Genomic DNA, 14,280 nt, shown 5'->3' on the forward strand with positions numbered 1-14,280 from the left:
TGAATTGGAGGGCCGCATCATGTCTACATTTAAACGTATGCTGTTGTGTTACGACACCACGCGCGAAGGCCGACGAGCGCTGCGCGACGGCGCCGAGTTGGCCCAGCTATTCAAGGCGGAAACGCATTTGCTCGCGGTGCTCGACAATTCGCGCTGGATGCGTGGGTTCGATGCTGTCTCGGAGGTTCCATTCGACGTGGAAGAGCAGACTGCCAAAGAAATACTCGAAGAAGGCGTGGCGAAGCTCGAAGCGTTGGGGATCAGCGCGATCGGGCATTTCGCGATTGGCAATCCGATGGATCGTATTCCGTTCTTTGCCAATGCGCTGCACGTCGACTTGGTTGTACTGGGACACCATCGTAGCGGGCGGCTGGCACGCTGGTGGAGCGGCGTGGACGACGGGCGTCTGCTGGACCGTGTTTCATGCAGCATGCTGGTCGTCAATGCAACGGAGCATGCCGGGGCATGGGAACACGATGACGTAGCCCAAACCACCCAGGACAAACGCAGCACGCAAGCAGATATCGGTGCGCCGTAACTTCAAGCGCGCCGGGCTGAGCGCAGGCCTATTCGCGGGCCTATGAGTGGACTCACGCAGGCCCGCTCAGATGCCCCAAAGAATGTCGGCATCCTGCTCACGCGCCTGACGCAACATGTCCAGAAACGGGTAGGCCCGCTGTGATAGGCCGCCCGACGTTTCTCCGTTCCCGGCGGTATGCAACTGACGACTAGCCTCGTACTCAGCGCGTAGCTCCTGGTCTGCATAAATCGCTGTCTCCAGCCGTGCGATGGCTCTGGGAAGTTCTCCACAGGCCAGCACACCGCGCTCGCCCAGCCGCTTGCCGATAAGCCCCAGCAGATATTGCGCGAGGTCCGAGAGCATCCGAACGTCCGGTGCCGCAGGCGATTTGAACGTGATCAACATGGTGCCTCCTTGCCCGACCTAGCAATCGCGAGCTTGTCTGTATTATATATCACACCGTGATATATTCTTAAACTTGTAAGTTATTTGCTTGGGTTTGTTTTATTAATCGCTAGGAGTCGACGTGCACGGGAACGCATCACGAGGGGATTTCGCTGCAAACAACCGGCTATTGATGATTGCCGGGATTGCCGTCGTGGTGGGTGCCTTGAGCACCGTCACGGCTTATGTGCTGTTACATCTGATCCATTTCTTCACCAATCTGTTTTTCTTTCAAACCGTGTCCTGGGTGCAAAACTCGCCCGCGGCCAACCATCTGGGGCTGTGGATCATTCCGATACCGGTGATTGGCGGTCTGATCATCGGCCTGATCGCGCGCTTCGGATCCGAGGCGATTCGCGGCCACGGCATTCCCGAGGCGATCGAAGCGATCTTGTTCGGCAAGAGCAAAATGTCGCCCAAGATCGCGGTGCTCAAGCCGCTGTCCTCGGCGATCGCGATCGGTAGCGGCGGTCCGTTCGGCGCGGAAGGCCCGATCATCATGACGGGCGGTGCGATCGGTTCCTTGATCGCACAGCATTTCCACTTGAGCGCGGGCGAGCGCAAGACCTTGCTTGTTGCGGGTGCTGTGGCGGGCATGACGGCGGTATTCGGCACGCCGATCGCAGCGGTGCTGCTTGCCGTGGAGTTGCTGCTGTTCGAACTGCGGCCTCGCAGCCTTTTGCCCGTTGCGATCGCGTGCGCGGTGGCCGGTTTCGCACGGCCTCTGTTGCTGGGGGCCGGTCCGCTGTTTCCGTTGCAGACGGCCACGATGGGTTCGCTGGGCCTGGTGTCTTGCGCGGTTGCAGGCCTGTTGACCGGTGCGTTGTCGTGGGGGTTGTCTACCTCGCTTTATAAGGTCGAGGATTTATTTGGCAAACTGCCCATCCACTGGATGTGGTGGCCGGCGCTCGGCGGCGTGGCGGTCGGCATCGGTGGCTACTTCGAGCCGCGCGCGCTGGGCGTCGGCTACGACGTGATCGGCGACCTGCTCGCGAATCATCTTGCAATCAGCGTCGTCGTGGCTATCGTGCTGACCAAAGCGGTTATCTGGGTGATCGCACTCGGTTCCGGAACGTCGGGCGGCGTGCTGGCGCCGCTGTTGATGATGGGCGCAGGGTTGGGTGCTGTACTCGCGCCCATCATGCCCGGTGGCGACCCTGCGGTGTGGCCGCTGATTTTCATGGCGGCGGTGCTCGGCGGCATGATGCGCGCACCGATCATGTCGGTACTGTTCGCGTTCGAGCTCACGCATGATGCGAATGCGCTACTGCCGCTGCTGACTGCATCGGCCGTTGCCTATGGGTTCACGGTGCTGATGATGCGACGCTCCATCCTGACCGAAAAGATCGCGCGCCGCGGTTATCACATCTATCGCGAGTACGGGATCGATCCGCTGGAGCGCCATTTTGTCGAAGAAGTGATGACGCGCGAGGTCGCGACGATCGATGCCGATGCCTTGATTGCCGACGTGCTGCTCAGCCACTTCGGCGAACGGCAAAGGCAGCGCGGCTACGCGGTGGTGCGCGGTGAAATATTGGTGGGCATGCTCGATCGCGCCACGCTGCTGGCCACGCAGGAGAGTCGCGCGGCGGTGAAGGTCGGTGACCTGTATGGCGCGAATGCTCCGGTCGTGGCACTGCCGGGAGAGACCTGCCGGACGATTTCTAATCGCTTGGCTGTTCACGCACTCGAACGTCTGCCTGTGGTTGCGCACGCGCAGTCTCACCGGCTCGTCGGTATCGTCAGTCGCAGCGACCTCGTCAAATTGTCTTCCGTGTCTGCCGACGAAGAGGATCGCCGCGAAGCTTTCCAACGCTTGCCGTTCGCGCGCTGAAGGCAGGCGCGCAAATAATCGTTCGTGGAAAAACGGTCAGCCGCGAGAGACAGGCGATAATGCGTCAACGGTCAGGGCGAAGTGCGATCTTCGCCTATGCCAACCGGCGCCGGCTACCTCCAGATATTCTCGAACCAACAGCTTCCATGACGCCAGCAGCAGATTCTCGTAAAACACTGAGCCCAGTCACCCGACTCCTTCTCACCGGCATCATGGTCGTCTTCCTGTTCATCGCAGGATGCATGGGATATCTCGGTCTCAAGACCTACCTGCTCGAAAGGGCGCAGCAGAGTTGGCCTACGGTGGACGCGACCATCGCAGCGGCTGAAACGCAATCCTCGACTTCCGAGGACAAACAAGTCAGTTGGTCTCCCGTTTGGTCGTATTCCTATACGGTTGATGGAAAACCCTACCGTGCTCAAAGCAACGGCATCCCGGGCGGCTTCGATGCACATTGGTACGATTCCAGACCGGAAGCGCTGAACAACGGTTTGTCGCGGCCAGTCGGCAGCGCGGTCCATGCCTACTATGACCCGGCTAATCCCCAACTGTCAGTGCTGGACCGAAGGACCCCCCGTGGCACCGACTGGGCACCGTTCGGGTTATCGATACTGGTAGTGCTCCTCTTCGGATTACTGATCGTGACCGGTTGTCGCGCGAAGAAAGTCCGTTGGAGCTTGGCTGACTGAATATTTGATATTCGTCACGAACGCGCGGTCCGCTCGCTTTTGCAATCGTGCCATTTTCGCAACAGGAACGGCTTTGGCGAGTTCCTGGCGTATGCACAGCCCGATTATTTGATAATCTTAATTGTGAGTTGGGCCGGGGTTTAAGTCGTTCGGTTCTGTTCCGTTCCGCTTCTTGATACCCCGTGATACGCATGATCGATAGCAACAAACGAGTAGCCGATAACGGGGAGCTCATCATGCAACATTGGATCGTGGATTGGCCTGTGCATTACGCACACACACCGGAAAAGCAGGCGGAGAAAGCGTTGCAGGAACTTCGCCTGGAACTTTTCCACGCCGAGCAGCGTGTTCTCGATGCTCAATTGCAAGCCGACTACTACCGGGCTCGACTGACCTTTTTTGAAGAGGTGGCCAAGCGCGGTATCGAACCCGTGTCGGATCAGCGCAAAAGCCAGCAGGAAGGCTCACAGGCCTTGCGACCTTCGCCCAATTCCAGTAATTCCGGCGTGCCCAACAAGCTCACGGTAGCTTGAGCGGTCGGCATTGCCGTTTGAAAATCGCCGTTTGAAAATCGCGATATCCGTACCGTGCTGCTCGGCTAATCACCGAGCAGCACGGTGAGTTATCGATCGATCCGTTATAGCTTGATACTGCGCAGCGCGCTTTCGATAGCGTGCCCGTGCGCGTACTCACGTCCCGCCATGAATCGGGTTTCGCCGAAATCGTATGCACGCGGCGCCGCACGGATTCCATTATCCTATTGGCTGTTCCAAACCAATATCCAAGCTGAGTACCATGAACGCAAACGCCGCCGAGCACTCGACAGCAGCAACCGCTGCTGCTGCCGCTCTCAACACCATCGCCCCAGATGTCTGGTCGCAGCATCTTCCGCCCAGCGTATGCGAGCACCTCGCCAACCTCGATGTCACCGTGTTCCTGGTCGATGACGACGCGTCCGATACCGCTCAATTCAGTGAGCGCTACGGTTTCGGGCTGGAGGTTTGCGCCAATACGATTGTTGTGCGCACCAAGACCGCAGTGGGCGAACAATACGCCGCTGTCGTGTCGCTAGGCTCGCGTCGGCTGGACGTTAATGGGCTGGTGAAAGCTGCGCTGGGGGCGCGGCGCATTTCATTCGCGAAGCGCGAGGATGCGGTGGAGCACAGCAAGATGGAGTTCGGTGGGATCACCGCATTTGGTTTGCCCAGCGACTGGACTATCCTGGTCGACGCCGCCGTGATGGCGTGCCCGCAAGTAGTCATGGGCGCAGGCGTGCGTGCAGCGAAGCTGCTATTGCAGCCCAGCGCTTTGCTCAGCCTGAGCAATGTCAGCGTGGCGGAGCTTACCGAAAAAGCCTGACGCGATGAGTCCCTGCTGTGCCCATGACCGATGCCGATCGGTGGTGGCGACGGGCTGAGCGCGGATCTGCGCACGCAGCCAACCGCCCGCTAGCCGGCGCGCAGTTCCGATAAAAACGCGCGGTGATCCATAGGCCGCGAGAACATCGGAAGATTCTTCTCGAAGGTAAAGCGTTGCTCTTCTTCGCCGACGGTCGCCGTGCAATCGGTGAGCGACACGACCTGATAGCCGCGTTCATAACCGGTGCGCACGGTCGATTCCACGCAGCAGTTCGTCAGGAAGCCTCCGACCACCAGATGCTCGATACCCTTGCTGCGCAAGATGAAGTCGAGGTTGGTGCTCGCGAACACATCGAGACCGCGTTTGCCTTCGATCACGATATCGCCTGGGCGGGGCGCGAGCTCGTTGACGATCGCGGCGCCCCACGTACCGGCACGAAAAGCGTGGCCGTCCACGACGCCTTTCAGGATCCCATACGGCGCCGCCGTAATCTCGTGGTAACCCTCGGCGAAGGCGATCGGTGCGAACATGATCGTCGCACCCAATGCGCGTGCCTGCGTGGCCGCCTCCACGCTGTTGGCGAGCATATTGGTGCTGGCCATGACCCCCTTCACCGCGTCGTACATGGCGCCGCCGGGGGAGACAAAATCGTTCTGGTATTCAATCAGCAGCAAAGCCGTCGTCTTGGGATTCATGGTCGCTCCAGGCTGGAAGGTTTACCTGCAATGCCTGTGAATCATAGACGATTAATAGGCCAACGCGGGGCCAACGCGAGTCGAATGCGAGTCGAATGCGAGCAAACCCGGTCACTGTGAAATCACATGGCCCGTAGCGCAAAGCGTTTGAGCTTGCCCGTCTCGGTCACAGGCAGCGCATCGACGAATTCGATCGCGCGTGGGTACTTATAGGGGGCGACCGAATTTTTAACGAAGCTCTGCAGCTCGGCGATCAGTTGTTTGCTGGGCGCATACCCCGCCCGCAGCACGACGAACGCCTTGACGATTTGCCCGCGCTCTTCATCGGCGATACCCACCACGCCGCATTCGGCTACCGCGTCGTGCTGCATCAACGCGCTCTCGACCTCCGGCCCCGAGATGTTGTAGCCCGCCGAGATAATCATGTCGTCGGCGCGCGATTGGTAGAACACGTAGCCGTCGGCGTCCATGTAGGCGGCGTCGCCCGGCAGGTTCCAGCCATCGCGCACGAACTTCTGCTGCCGTTCGTCGCTCAGGTAGCGGCAACCGGTCGGGCCGCGCACCGCCAGCAAGCCGATGGTGCCGGGCGGCACCGGCTGCATTTGGTCGTCGACCACCTGCACGACATACCCCGGTATCGCTTTGCCGATGGCATGTCGCCGCGAATCGGCTCCAGCGCTTGAAATAAAGATGTGGATCAGCTCGGTGCCGCCGATGCCGTCTATCATGTCGATGCCGCTGGCCTGACGCCATAGCTCGCGTGTCGAGTCGGGCAGCGCTTCGCCGGCCGATACGGTTTTCTTCAGGCTCGATACGTCATAGCGCGACAGCAAGGGCGCCATCTGCCGATAGAACGTCGGTGCGGTAAAGACGATCGTGGCGTGAAACCGCGCGATCGTTTGCACGAGCGTCTCGGGTGTAAGCCGCTCGATCAGCACCGTCGACGCGCCGACTCTGAGCGGAAAGCACAACAGGCCGCCCAGGCCGAACGTGAACGCCAGGGGCGGCGTGCCGCAAAAGACGTCGTCGGCAGTCGGCTTGAGCACATGGCGCGGGAAGAGGTCGCACATCGCCAATACATCGCGATGAAAGTGCATGCAGCCTTTAGGCATACCGGTGGTGCCGCTGGTGAAGGCGATCAGGCAGACATCGTCAGCGGCCGTGTCGCACGCGTCGAATTGCTCCGGCTTTCCTGCGGCCACACACTCCAGCGAGTCAGCGGCGTCGTCATGAAAAAGGCGCACCTGCTGCAAATCGGCGCAAAAGTATTCATCGCCAGGCGTGCTGCATTTCGCCAGCTCCTCGATCAGGCGCGCGTCGCACAGCGCCGCGCTCACCTTTGCGCGATCGATGATCTGCTTGAGTTCCTTGGCGCGCAGCAGCGGCATGGTCGGCACGACCACCAGGCCCGCCTTGATGCAGGCGAGAAACGCGATGGCCATATTCAGCGTATTCGGTCCGCGCAGCAACACCCGATTGCCCGGCTGCAAACCCATGTCCTCGACCAGCACGTGCGCGCTCTGGTTCACGCGTGCCAGCAACGCGTTGTAGGTGATAGCCAACGGCTGGCCGTCCAGATCGGACCAGATCGCCGGGCGCTCGCCATGCCCCGCCGTGATCGTGCCATCGAGCAATTCAGTCGCGCAATTGATGCGGGCTGCATACGCGACATCCGGATTCTCGAGCAGCATAACGGGCCAATGTTCGGCGCGCGGCAGGTTATCGCGAGCAAAGGTATCGACGTGAGCGGACAGTTCCATCCTGATCTCCTGGAGAGGGACGAGGCAATTGAGGTTGAAGGTGGCTTAAGTGTTAGCGGGGCAGTGAAACAGGTGCAGTGAAACTTACGATAGCGGGATCACCGCAGTGGCCTCGATCTCGACCTTGGCTTGGTCTTCGATCAATGCGACCACCTGGACCGCGCTCATCGCGATGTCGTAATTGCCGATCACTTCGCGAAACGCGCGGCCGATCTCCTTGGCTGATGCGAGGTAGTCGCGTTTATCCGTCACATACCACGTCATGCGCACCAGATGCGCAGGGCGCCCACCGGCTTGTTCGAGCACGGCGACCACGTTTTGCAACGCCTGCCGGGTCTGTGCGGCCAGGTCTGTGCTCTGGAATTGCGCTTGCGCGTCCCAGCCGATCTGGCCGGCAATAAAGACTTGCGTACCCACTGCTGCGACGCCGTTGGCGTAGCCACGCGGCTTGATCCAGCTCGGCGGCAAAAGCGTTTTCTTCATGGTGTCGTGTCCTTGATGGTTGCGCAGTGTTGGGATTGTTCTGAGTGAAAGGGCGTGAGCGCCGTGCGGATATCCGCTGGAATGTCGATCGCCGCACCGCTTTCGAGCGAGGTGGTGACGAGTACCTGGGTTGCGATGAATCGCGTTTGTTCTTGTGCACGCCCGGTAATCTCGATGCGCAGCGACGAGCGTCCGACGTGCAGCAAGGCCAGTGAGAGCGTGACGACTTCGCCCATGCGGCTGGGCTTCGAGAACGTGCAGTCCAGTTTCACGATGGGCAGCCCGACCCGGCGCACGCTTATCATGTGTGCGTAATCGATGTGCAGTGCTTCGTTGAACCAGTCTTCGACGAGGCCATTGGTTAGCACCAGGTATTGCGGAAAGAACACGATGCCGGCCGGGTCGCAATGGGCGAAGCGGATTTTGACGGGGCGCGAAAACGTCGCGGGTTGGAGGGCGGTCATGGTGCGCTGCCGTCCGAGTGTTGCGCGAGCTTGGTGCTTTCCGCGTGCTTCGCGTGTTCCTTCAGCAGGTCGCGGCCGACGATAAGTTGTTGGACTTCGGTCGCGCCTTCGTAGATGCGCAGCGCGCGGATCTCGCGATACAACTGCTCGACCACCACGCCGCTTTGCACACCGGCGCCGCCCCACAACTGCACGGCGGCATCGATGACTTGCTGTGCGCCTTCGCTGGCCTGCCACTTCGCCAGCGCTGCTTCACGCGTGACGTTTTTCCCATGATCGCGCAACCACGCGGCGCGATAGACCAGCAGGGCGGAACTGTCTATCGTCAACGCCATTTGCGCGAGCTTGGCCTGCGTGAGCTGGAAATCGCCGAGCGTCTGGCCGAACATCGGGCGCGATGCGGCGCGCGCGAGACCTTCCTGCATGGCGCGGCGTGCGAAACCGAGCGACGCGGCCGCCACCGAAGTGCGAAAGATGTCGAGCGTGCGCATGGCGATCTTGAAGCCTTCTGCACGCGCGCCGAGCAGTTGACCACGCGGTACCCGCGCGCCATCGAAATGCAGCCGGGCAAGCGGATGCGGGGCGATCACGTCGATGCGTTCGGCGATCTCGAGGCCGGGCGTGTCGGCGTCGACGATGAACGCGCTGATGCCGCGCGCGCCCGGCGCTTCGCCAGTGCGTGCAAACACTACGTAGAAATCGGCGATGCCGCCGTTCGAGATCCAGGTCTTGTCGCCGTCGAGGATGTAGTGTTCGCCGGCCTCATCGAGGCGTGCGCTCAGCGCCATGGCGGCGACGTCCGATCCGGCCTGCGGCTCCGATAGCGCAAACGCGGCGATCGCGGTGCCGCTGGCGACGCGCGGTAAATAGCGCTGCTTTTGTTCATGCGTGCCGGCCAGCGATATGGCGCCGGAGCCCAGGCCCTGCATGGCGAGCGCAAAGTCGGCCAGCCCCGAGTGTTTCGCGAGGGTTTCGCGCAGCAAGCACACGGCCCGCGTGTCTATCGTATCGCCGTGGCCGCCATAGGCCGTGCCGCCGACACCGTATTTCAACCAGCCCGCAGCGCCGAGCTCGCGCACCAAGTGGCGGCAGGTGGCGTCGACATCGTCGTGGCCGGTCTTGCTCAGATGCGCGGCCGCCCATGCATCGATCCGGGTAGCGAGTTCGCGGTGACGGTCTTCAAAGAACGGCCAATCGAGCGGACTGTTCTCGACGGCGGCCGGGCTCGCGTTGGAGCCAGTCGCAGGCTTGGCCTGCGGGCCCGGGTTTGCAGGCTCGGCCTGCGACGCCAAATTGGCTTTGTCGGTCACGTCAGTTCCCCTCGAATACCGGCGACGACTTCGCGGCAAACGCGCGATAGGCGCGCTCGAAGTCCTGCGTTGCCATGCAGACCGCTTGCGCCTGCGCTTCGGCCTCGATCGCGTCGTCCACGCTCAGGCTCCACTCCTGATGCAACATTTTCTTGGTGATGCCGTGCGCGAAGGTCGGACCCGCAGCGATTTCCGTCGCGAGCTTGCGCGCGTCGGCGAGCACGGTCTCGGGTTCGCACAGGCGGTTGTAGAAGCCCCAGGTGTACGCCTCTTCACCACTCGCCGAGCGGCCGGTGAACAGCAGTTCGGACGCGCGGCCCTGGCCGATGATGCGCGGCAGGATCGCGCAGGCGCCCATGTCGCAGCCGGCCAGACCGACGCGTGAAAACAGGAAGGCCAATTTGCTGCGCGCGGTGCCCAGGCGCAGGTCCGAGGCCATCGCGAGGATCGCGCCGGCTCCGGCGCACACGCCATCGACAGCGGCCACGATGGGCTGTGGACAATGACGCATCGCTTTGACAAGATCGCCCGTCATGCGTGTGAAGAGCAGCAATTCAGGCATAGGCAAACCGATCAGCGGCGCGATGATTTCATGGACGTCGCCGCCCGAGCAGAAGTTGTTGCCGGCGCCATGGATCACGACGGTCTTGACGTCGGTGGCATAGGCGAGCTGGCGAAACAGGTCGCGCAGCTCCGCGTACGATTCGAACGTGAGCGGGTTTTTGCGCTCGGGGCGATTCAATTCGATCGTGCCGACTTTGCCCTGGACCGACCATAGGAAATGACGAGCCTGGTAATCGGCTAACGTCGTACGGTTACCGGCCAGCAAGGCGTCGGCTGATGATGCTGTCATGGTGTTGTGTCTCCGTTCGTGAGTGCGGATCGTGGGTGCCGCTCGTGGATGCAGGTCGATGCGTGGGCCACTATCGTTTCAGGTTATCGATCAGGTGTTTCTTGAGCTTGCCCAGCCGTTGATGGACGCGCACCTTCTCGTCGAGCCCGAGGCCGCCGAACATCTCGACGACCCATTGTTCGTGGGCGATCGCCATCTTGTCGAACAGCGTGCGGCCCGCTGGCGTCAAGCGCACGCTGATGGAGCGCCGGTCGTTCGGATCGACGTCGCGCACCACCAGCGCTTCTTTTTCGAGCTGGTCGGTAATGCCGGTCACGTTGCCGCCGGTTACCATCAGACGGCGCGAGATCTCGCTCATTTTGAGGCCGTCGGGATGGCGTTCGAGTTGCGCCATCAGGTCGAAACGGGGCAGCGTGCTGTTGAATTCGGTGCGCAGCCGCGTGCGCAATTCCGTCTGCACCAGGTTGGTGGTGGTGAGCATGCGCAGCCACAAGCGCAGGCCCATGTGGCTGTCGGCGCCGGTGCTCATTTCGAGGTCGACGACGTTTTCCTCCGGCGCGGTCTTTTTGTCGCGAGTGATGGCGGCGCGCGTCACATTACTTCTCCACCAGAAATGGACACCGATTGCCCGGTCACCGCGCCCGATTCCGCGGCGCACAGCCACAGCACGGTATGTGCCACCTCGGACGGCTGGACGAACCGGCGCTGCGGATTGGTGCGCAGCAGATCCTCGCGAGCCTGCTGCTCGCTGCGTGACGTCTTGTTCATGATTCGCTCCAGCGATTCGTGCAGCAACTCGGTTTCCGTATAGCCCGGGCAGACGGCGTTGACGGTGATGCCCTTGGTTGCCACTTCGAGCGCCAACGAGCGGGTCAAGCCGATCACGCCGTGTTTGGCCGCGCAGTAGGCGGCAACGTAGGCGTAGCCGATTTGTCCTGCCGTGCTTGCGATATTGACGATGCGCCCATAGCGGCGTTCGAGCATGGCGGGCAGCACCGCCCGTGTGCAGAGGAACACGCCGGTCAGATTCACGTCGAGCATGCTTTGCCACAAGGCGATATCGGTCTTCGCAAACGGCGCGGCGCGGGCCTGACCGGCGTTGTTCACGAGCACATCGACGGGGCCGAAGCGCTGCGCGACCAGCGCGAACGCGGCGTCGACCGATTCGGGTTGGGTCACGTCGACTGCGACGACTTCGATCTCGGCGTGAGCGTGCGGCGTATCAAGCAAGGTCGCGCGCAAGGTGTCGCGCTGTGCGGCGAGCCGCTGGACATTGCGGCCCATCAACGTTACGCGCAGGCCTGCGCGGGCCAACGTAAGCGCGGTGGCGGCGCCTATGCCGCTGCCGCCTCCGGTGACGACCGCATGTCGCGGCTGTGCCGGGTCAAAGGGCGCGGAAGTTTGCGTTGAAGTTGGCCTGGGCGTTTGTGCCGACGTGCTCATATCACCCCCTCGGCACGCAGCGCGATTTGTTCGGCCTGCGCGCGCTCGCGCTCGAGATTGCGTTCAAGCTGCGATTTGCCGGCGTAATACTGGTTCGGCCACGCGAGGTCAAAATAGCCGATCTTGGCCGCCTCGGTCAGGGTCCATGAAGGGTTGGCCAGATGGGGACGCGCGACTGCGCACAGATCGGCGCGACCCGCCGCGATGATGCTGTTGACATGATCGGCTTCGGAAATCGCGCCGACCGCGATAGTTGCGATGCCGGCCTCGTTGCGGATGCGATCGGCAAACGGAGTCTGGAACATGCGGCCGTACACCGGCTTTTCATCCTTGCTGACCTGGCCTGACGAGACATCGATCATGTCGGCGCCGGCCGCCTTGAATGCGCGCGCAATTTCGACCGCGTCGTCGGGTGTCATGCCGCCGTCCACCCAATCGTGCGCCGAGATGCGCACCGAAATCGGCTTGTCCTGCGGCCACACCTGCCGAATCGCGGCGAATATCTGCAATGGGTAACGCAGGCGGTTTTCCAGCGATCCGCCATAAGCGTCAGTCCGATGATTGGTCAACGGTGACAGAAAGCTCGACAACAGATAGCCGTGCGCGCAGTGCAATTCGAGCCAATCGAAACCGGCTGCTGCGGCCATTTCCGTCGAGCGCACGAACTCCTGCTCGATCGTGCGCAGGTCGTCTGCGCTGGCTTCGCGCGACCATTGGCTCACGCCGCGCAGATACTGCTGCGGGGAAGCCGAGACCAACGGCCAGTTGCCTTCGGGCAACGGCAGGTCAATGCCTTCCCAGCTCACCCGCGTGGAGGCCTTGGCGCCGGCATGCCCGATCTGCATGCCGATCTTCGCGTCGGACTGACCGTGAACGAAATCGGCGATGCGCCGCCACGCTTGCAGATGCTCGGGCGCGTACATGCCGGGGCAGCCCGGGGTGATGCGGCCATGCGCCGATACGCAGGTCATCTCCGTCATGACGAGCGCTGCGCCCCCCATGGCGCGCGCGCCCAGATGCATCAGGTGATAATCGCCGGCCACGCCATCCACGGCCGAGTATTGGGCCATCGGCGACACGACGACCCGGTTCTTCAGCGTCACGCCGCGCACCTTGAACGGCGTGAACATCGGCGGCACCGGGCGTTTGCGGCCCTGAACATTGGGTGGTACTTCGAGGCCGGACTGATGCGCGATCCAGTCTTCGAACGACGCCACATATTGTGCATCGCGCTCGCGCAGGTTCTCGTGCGAGATGCGCTGCGAGCGCGTCAGCAGGGAATAGGCGAATTGCTCGGGCTGGAACGAGGTATAGCGATCGACGTTCTCGAACCATTCCGTCGAATTGCGCGCCGCGTTCTGGATGCGTAACACGTCGATGCTGCGCACGTCCGTGTAATGCGCGAGCGCCGCATCGAGGTCGCCCGGGTGAGCGGCGATGCTGTTGGCGAGTTCGATCGAATCTTCGAGCGCCAGTTTGGTGCCGGAGCCGATCGAGAAGTGCGCGGTGTGCGCGGCGTCGCCCATCAGCACGATGGGGGTGGTGCCGCTGTCGGGGCGCGGCCTGCGATGCACCCACTGCTGGTTGACCACGCGCGGAAACTGGATCCATTGCGACGAACCGCGCAAGTGCTCGGCATTGGAGAGCAGCGCGTTACCGTCGAGATATTTGGCGAACAGCCGTTCGCAGAACGCGATGCCGTCCTCCTTGCTCATCTGGTCGAGGCCTGCCGCGCGCCATACGTGCTCGGGCGTCTCGACGATGAAGGTCGAGGTCTCGTCGTCGAATCGGTACGCGTGCGCCTGGAACCAGCCCCACTGGGTTTGTTCGAAGGCGAATGTGAACGCGTCGAAGAGCTTGCGGGTGCCCAACCACACGAAGCGGCAATCGCGCATGTCGATGTTGGGCTGATATGTCGCGGCATATTTTTTACGTATCGGGCTATTCGCGCCGTCGCAGGCGATGATCAAGTCCGCGTCGTAATCCTCGTCATTGGTGACGTTGGTTTCGAATACGAGTTGCACGCCCAGCGCTTCGCAGCGTGCCTGCAGGATGTTGAGCAAACGCTTGCGGCCGATGCCGCAGAAGCCATGGCCGGACGAGCGCAACTGGCGGCCACGGAAATTGATCTCGATGTCGTCCCAGTGATTGAATGCGTCGAGAATCGCGTCGGCGCTGGGCGCATCCGCGGCGCGCAGATTGCCCAGGGTCTGGTCCGAGAACACGACGCCCCAGCCGAACGTGTCGTAAGGGCGGTTGCGCTCGACCACGACGACCTCGTGGGCGGGATTCTGCCGCTTCATCAACAAGCCGAAGTAAAGTCCGGCGGGACCGCCGCCGATGCAGACGATGCGCATACTCGCTCCTTGCGTAGTTATCGGTATTTAATTTAGTCCTTGATAGTTTAGGTGTCAAGTAATTAAAAA

At 61.8% G+C, this 14,280-nt stretch carries 15 protein-coding genes; 5 read left to right on the forward strand and 10 right to left on the reverse strand.

Going from position 1 to position 14,280, the window contains the following annotated elements:
- Positions 1 to 19 precede the first annotated feature (19 nt).
- Positions 20 to 538 (forward strand): universal stress protein, encoded by a 519-nt coding sequence (locus GSQ77_RS10655; RefSeq protein ID WP_158901804.1) that lies wholly within the window; start codon positions 20 to 22, stop codon positions 536 to 538.
- A gap of 66 nt (positions 539 to 604) precedes the next feature.
- Here the strand turns inward: GSQ77_RS10655 and GSQ77_RS10660 are convergent, their stop codons facing one another.
- The gene (locus GSQ77_RS10660) at positions 605 to 925 is read right to left on the reverse strand and encodes a DUF1840 domain-containing protein (RefSeq protein WP_158901806.1); all 321 of its coding nucleotides are present in this window, start codon (positions 923 to 925) and stop codon (positions 605 to 607) included.
- Between the two features lie 172 nt (positions 926 to 1,097).
- Here GSQ77_RS10660 and GSQ77_RS10665 point away from each other — a divergent pair, with 172 nt between their 5' ends.
- From GSQ77_RS10665 to GSQ77_RS10680, 4 genes are all read left to right on the forward strand, one after another.
- Positions 1,098 to 2,798 carry a chloride channel protein gene (locus tag GSQ77_RS10665; protein WP_158902929.1) on the forward strand — a complete coding sequence of 567 codons (1,701 nt, stop codon included), beginning with the start codon at positions 1,098 to 1,100 and terminating at the stop codon, positions 2,796 to 2,798.
- Between the two features lie 146 nt (positions 2,799 to 2,944).
- Positions 2,945 to 3,487, forward strand: a complete 543-nt coding sequence (locus GSQ77_RS10670) for a DUF3592 domain-containing protein (protein ID WP_158901808.1) — start codon at positions 2,945 to 2,947, stop codon at positions 3,485 to 3,487.
- A gap of 236 nt (positions 3,488 to 3,723) precedes the next feature.
- On the forward strand, positions 3,724 to 4,020 hold the full coding sequence (locus GSQ77_RS10675) for a hypothetical protein (RefSeq protein WP_158901810.1): 297 nt from the start codon (positions 3,724 to 3,726) through the stop codon (positions 4,018 to 4,020).
- A 262-nt stretch (positions 4,021 to 4,282) separates the two neighbouring features.
- Positions 4,283 to 4,846, forward strand: coding sequence for a YbaK/EbsC family protein (locus tag GSQ77_RS10680; protein WP_158901812.1), 564 nt, complete (start codon positions 4,283 to 4,285; stop codon positions 4,844 to 4,846).
- Between the two features lie 89 nt (positions 4,847 to 4,935).
- On the opposite strand, the gene GSQ77_RS10685 is transcribed toward GSQ77_RS10680, so the two are convergent.
- From GSQ77_RS10685 to GSQ77_RS10725, 9 genes are all read right to left on the reverse strand, one after another.
- A complete protein-coding gene (locus GSQ77_RS10685) occupies positions 4,936 to 5,541 on the reverse strand; it encodes a cysteine hydrolase (RefSeq protein ID WP_158901814.1) in 606 nt (201 codons plus the stop codon).
- 122 nt (positions 5,542 to 5,663) lie between these two features.
- The gene (locus tag GSQ77_RS10690) at positions 5,664 to 7,301 is read right to left on the reverse strand and encodes an AMP-binding protein (RefSeq protein ID WP_158901816.1); all 1,638 of its coding nucleotides are present in this window, start codon (positions 7,299 to 7,301) and stop codon (positions 5,664 to 5,666) included.
- Between the two features lie 84 nt (positions 7,302 to 7,385).
- Positions 7,386 to 7,784 carry a RidA family protein gene (locus GSQ77_RS10695; protein WP_158901818.1) on the reverse strand — a complete coding sequence of 133 codons (399 nt, stop codon included), beginning with the start codon at positions 7,782 to 7,784 and terminating at the stop codon, positions 7,386 to 7,388.
- Positions 7,781 to 8,248: a thioesterase family protein gene (locus GSQ77_RS10700; protein WP_158901820.1), complete on the reverse strand. Its 468-nt coding sequence runs from the start codon at positions 8,246 to 8,248 to the stop codon at positions 7,781 to 7,783. The genes GSQ77_RS10695 and GSQ77_RS10700 overlap by 4 nt, the downstream gene beginning before the upstream one ends.
- The gene (locus GSQ77_RS10705; RefSeq protein WP_301951147.1) at positions 8,245 to 9,558 is read right to left on the reverse strand and encodes an acyl-CoA dehydrogenase family protein; all 1,314 of its coding nucleotides are present in this window, start codon (positions 9,556 to 9,558) and stop codon (positions 8,245 to 8,247) included. The genes GSQ77_RS10700 and GSQ77_RS10705 overlap by 4 nt, the downstream gene beginning before the upstream one ends.
- Before the next feature lies 1 nt (position 9,559).
- Positions 9,560 to 10,411 (reverse strand): enoyl-CoA hydratase family protein, encoded by an 852-nt coding sequence (locus GSQ77_RS10710; RefSeq protein ID WP_158901822.1) that lies wholly within the window; start codon positions 10,409 to 10,411, stop codon positions 9,560 to 9,562.
- A 70-nt stretch (positions 10,412 to 10,481) separates the two neighbouring features.
- Complete coding sequence (locus GSQ77_RS10715; protein WP_254067548.1) at positions 10,482 to 11,006, reverse strand: MarR family winged helix-turn-helix transcriptional regulator; 525 nt, start codon at positions 11,004 to 11,006, stop codon at positions 10,482 to 10,484.
- Positions 11,003 to 11,854, reverse strand: a complete 852-nt coding sequence (locus tag GSQ77_RS10720; protein ID WP_158901824.1) for an SDR family NAD(P)-dependent oxidoreductase — start codon at positions 11,852 to 11,854, stop codon at positions 11,003 to 11,005. The genes GSQ77_RS10715 and GSQ77_RS10720 overlap by 4 nt, the downstream gene beginning before the upstream one ends.
- Positions 11,851 to 14,211: a bifunctional salicylyl-CoA 5-hydroxylase/oxidoreductase gene (locus GSQ77_RS10725; protein WP_158901826.1), complete on the reverse strand. Its 2,361-nt coding sequence runs from the start codon at positions 14,209 to 14,211 to the stop codon at positions 11,851 to 11,853. Before GSQ77_RS10725 ends, GSQ77_RS10720 begins: the two co-directional genes overlap by 4 nt.
- Between the last annotated feature and the right edge of the window lie 69 nt (positions 14,212 to 14,280).

The organism is Burkholderia sp. L27(2015) (assembly GCF_009765705.1).
Lineage (GTDB): Bacteria > Pseudomonadota > Gammaproteobacteria > Burkholderiales > Burkholderiaceae > LMUX01.

Coding starts and splice junctions, on each gene's coding strand:
- GSQ77_RS10655 (WP_158901804.1), top strand. CDS start 20: ATGTCTACATTTAAACGTATGCTGTTGTGTTACGACACCACGCGCGAA.
- GSQ77_RS10660 (WP_158901806.1), bottom strand. CDS start 925: ATGTTGATCACGTTCAAATCGCCTGCGGCACCGGACGTTCGGATGCTC.
- GSQ77_RS10665 (WP_158902929.1), top strand. CDS start 1,098: ATGATTGCCGGGATTGCCGTCGTGGTGGGTGCCTTGAGCACCGTCACG.
- GSQ77_RS10670 (WP_158901808.1), top strand. CDS start 2,945: ATGACGCCAGCAGCAGATTCTCGTAAAACACTGAGCCCAGTCACCCGA.
- GSQ77_RS10675 (WP_158901810.1), top strand. CDS start 3,724: ATGCAACATTGGATCGTGGATTGGCCTGTGCATTACGCACACACACCG.
- GSQ77_RS10680 (WP_158901812.1), top strand. CDS start 4,283: ATGAACGCAAACGCCGCCGAGCACTCGACAGCAGCAACCGCTGCTGCT.
- GSQ77_RS10685 (WP_158901814.1), bottom strand. CDS start 5,541: ATGAATCCCAAGACGACGGCTTTGCTGCTGATTGAATACCAGAACGAT.
- GSQ77_RS10690 (WP_158901816.1), bottom strand. CDS start 7,301: ATGGAACTGTCCGCTCACGTCGATACCTTTGCTCGCGATAACCTGCCG.
- GSQ77_RS10695 (WP_158901818.1), bottom strand. CDS start 7,784: ATGAAGAAAACGCTTTTGCCGCCGAGCTGGATCAAGCCGCGTGGCTAC.
- GSQ77_RS10700 (WP_158901820.1), bottom strand. CDS start 8,248: ATGACCGCCCTCCAACCCGCGACGTTTTCGCGCCCCGTCAAAATCCGC.
- GSQ77_RS10710 (WP_158901822.1), bottom strand. CDS start 10,411: ATGACAGCATCATCAGCCGACGCCTTGCTGGCCGGTAACCGTACGACG.
- GSQ77_RS10720 (WP_158901824.1), bottom strand. CDS start 11,854: ATGAGCACGTCGGCACAAACGCCCAGGCCAACTTCAACGCAAACTTCC.
- GSQ77_RS10725 (WP_158901826.1), bottom strand. CDS start 14,211: ATGCGCATCGTCTGCATCGGCGGCGGTCCCGCCGGACTTTACTTCGGC.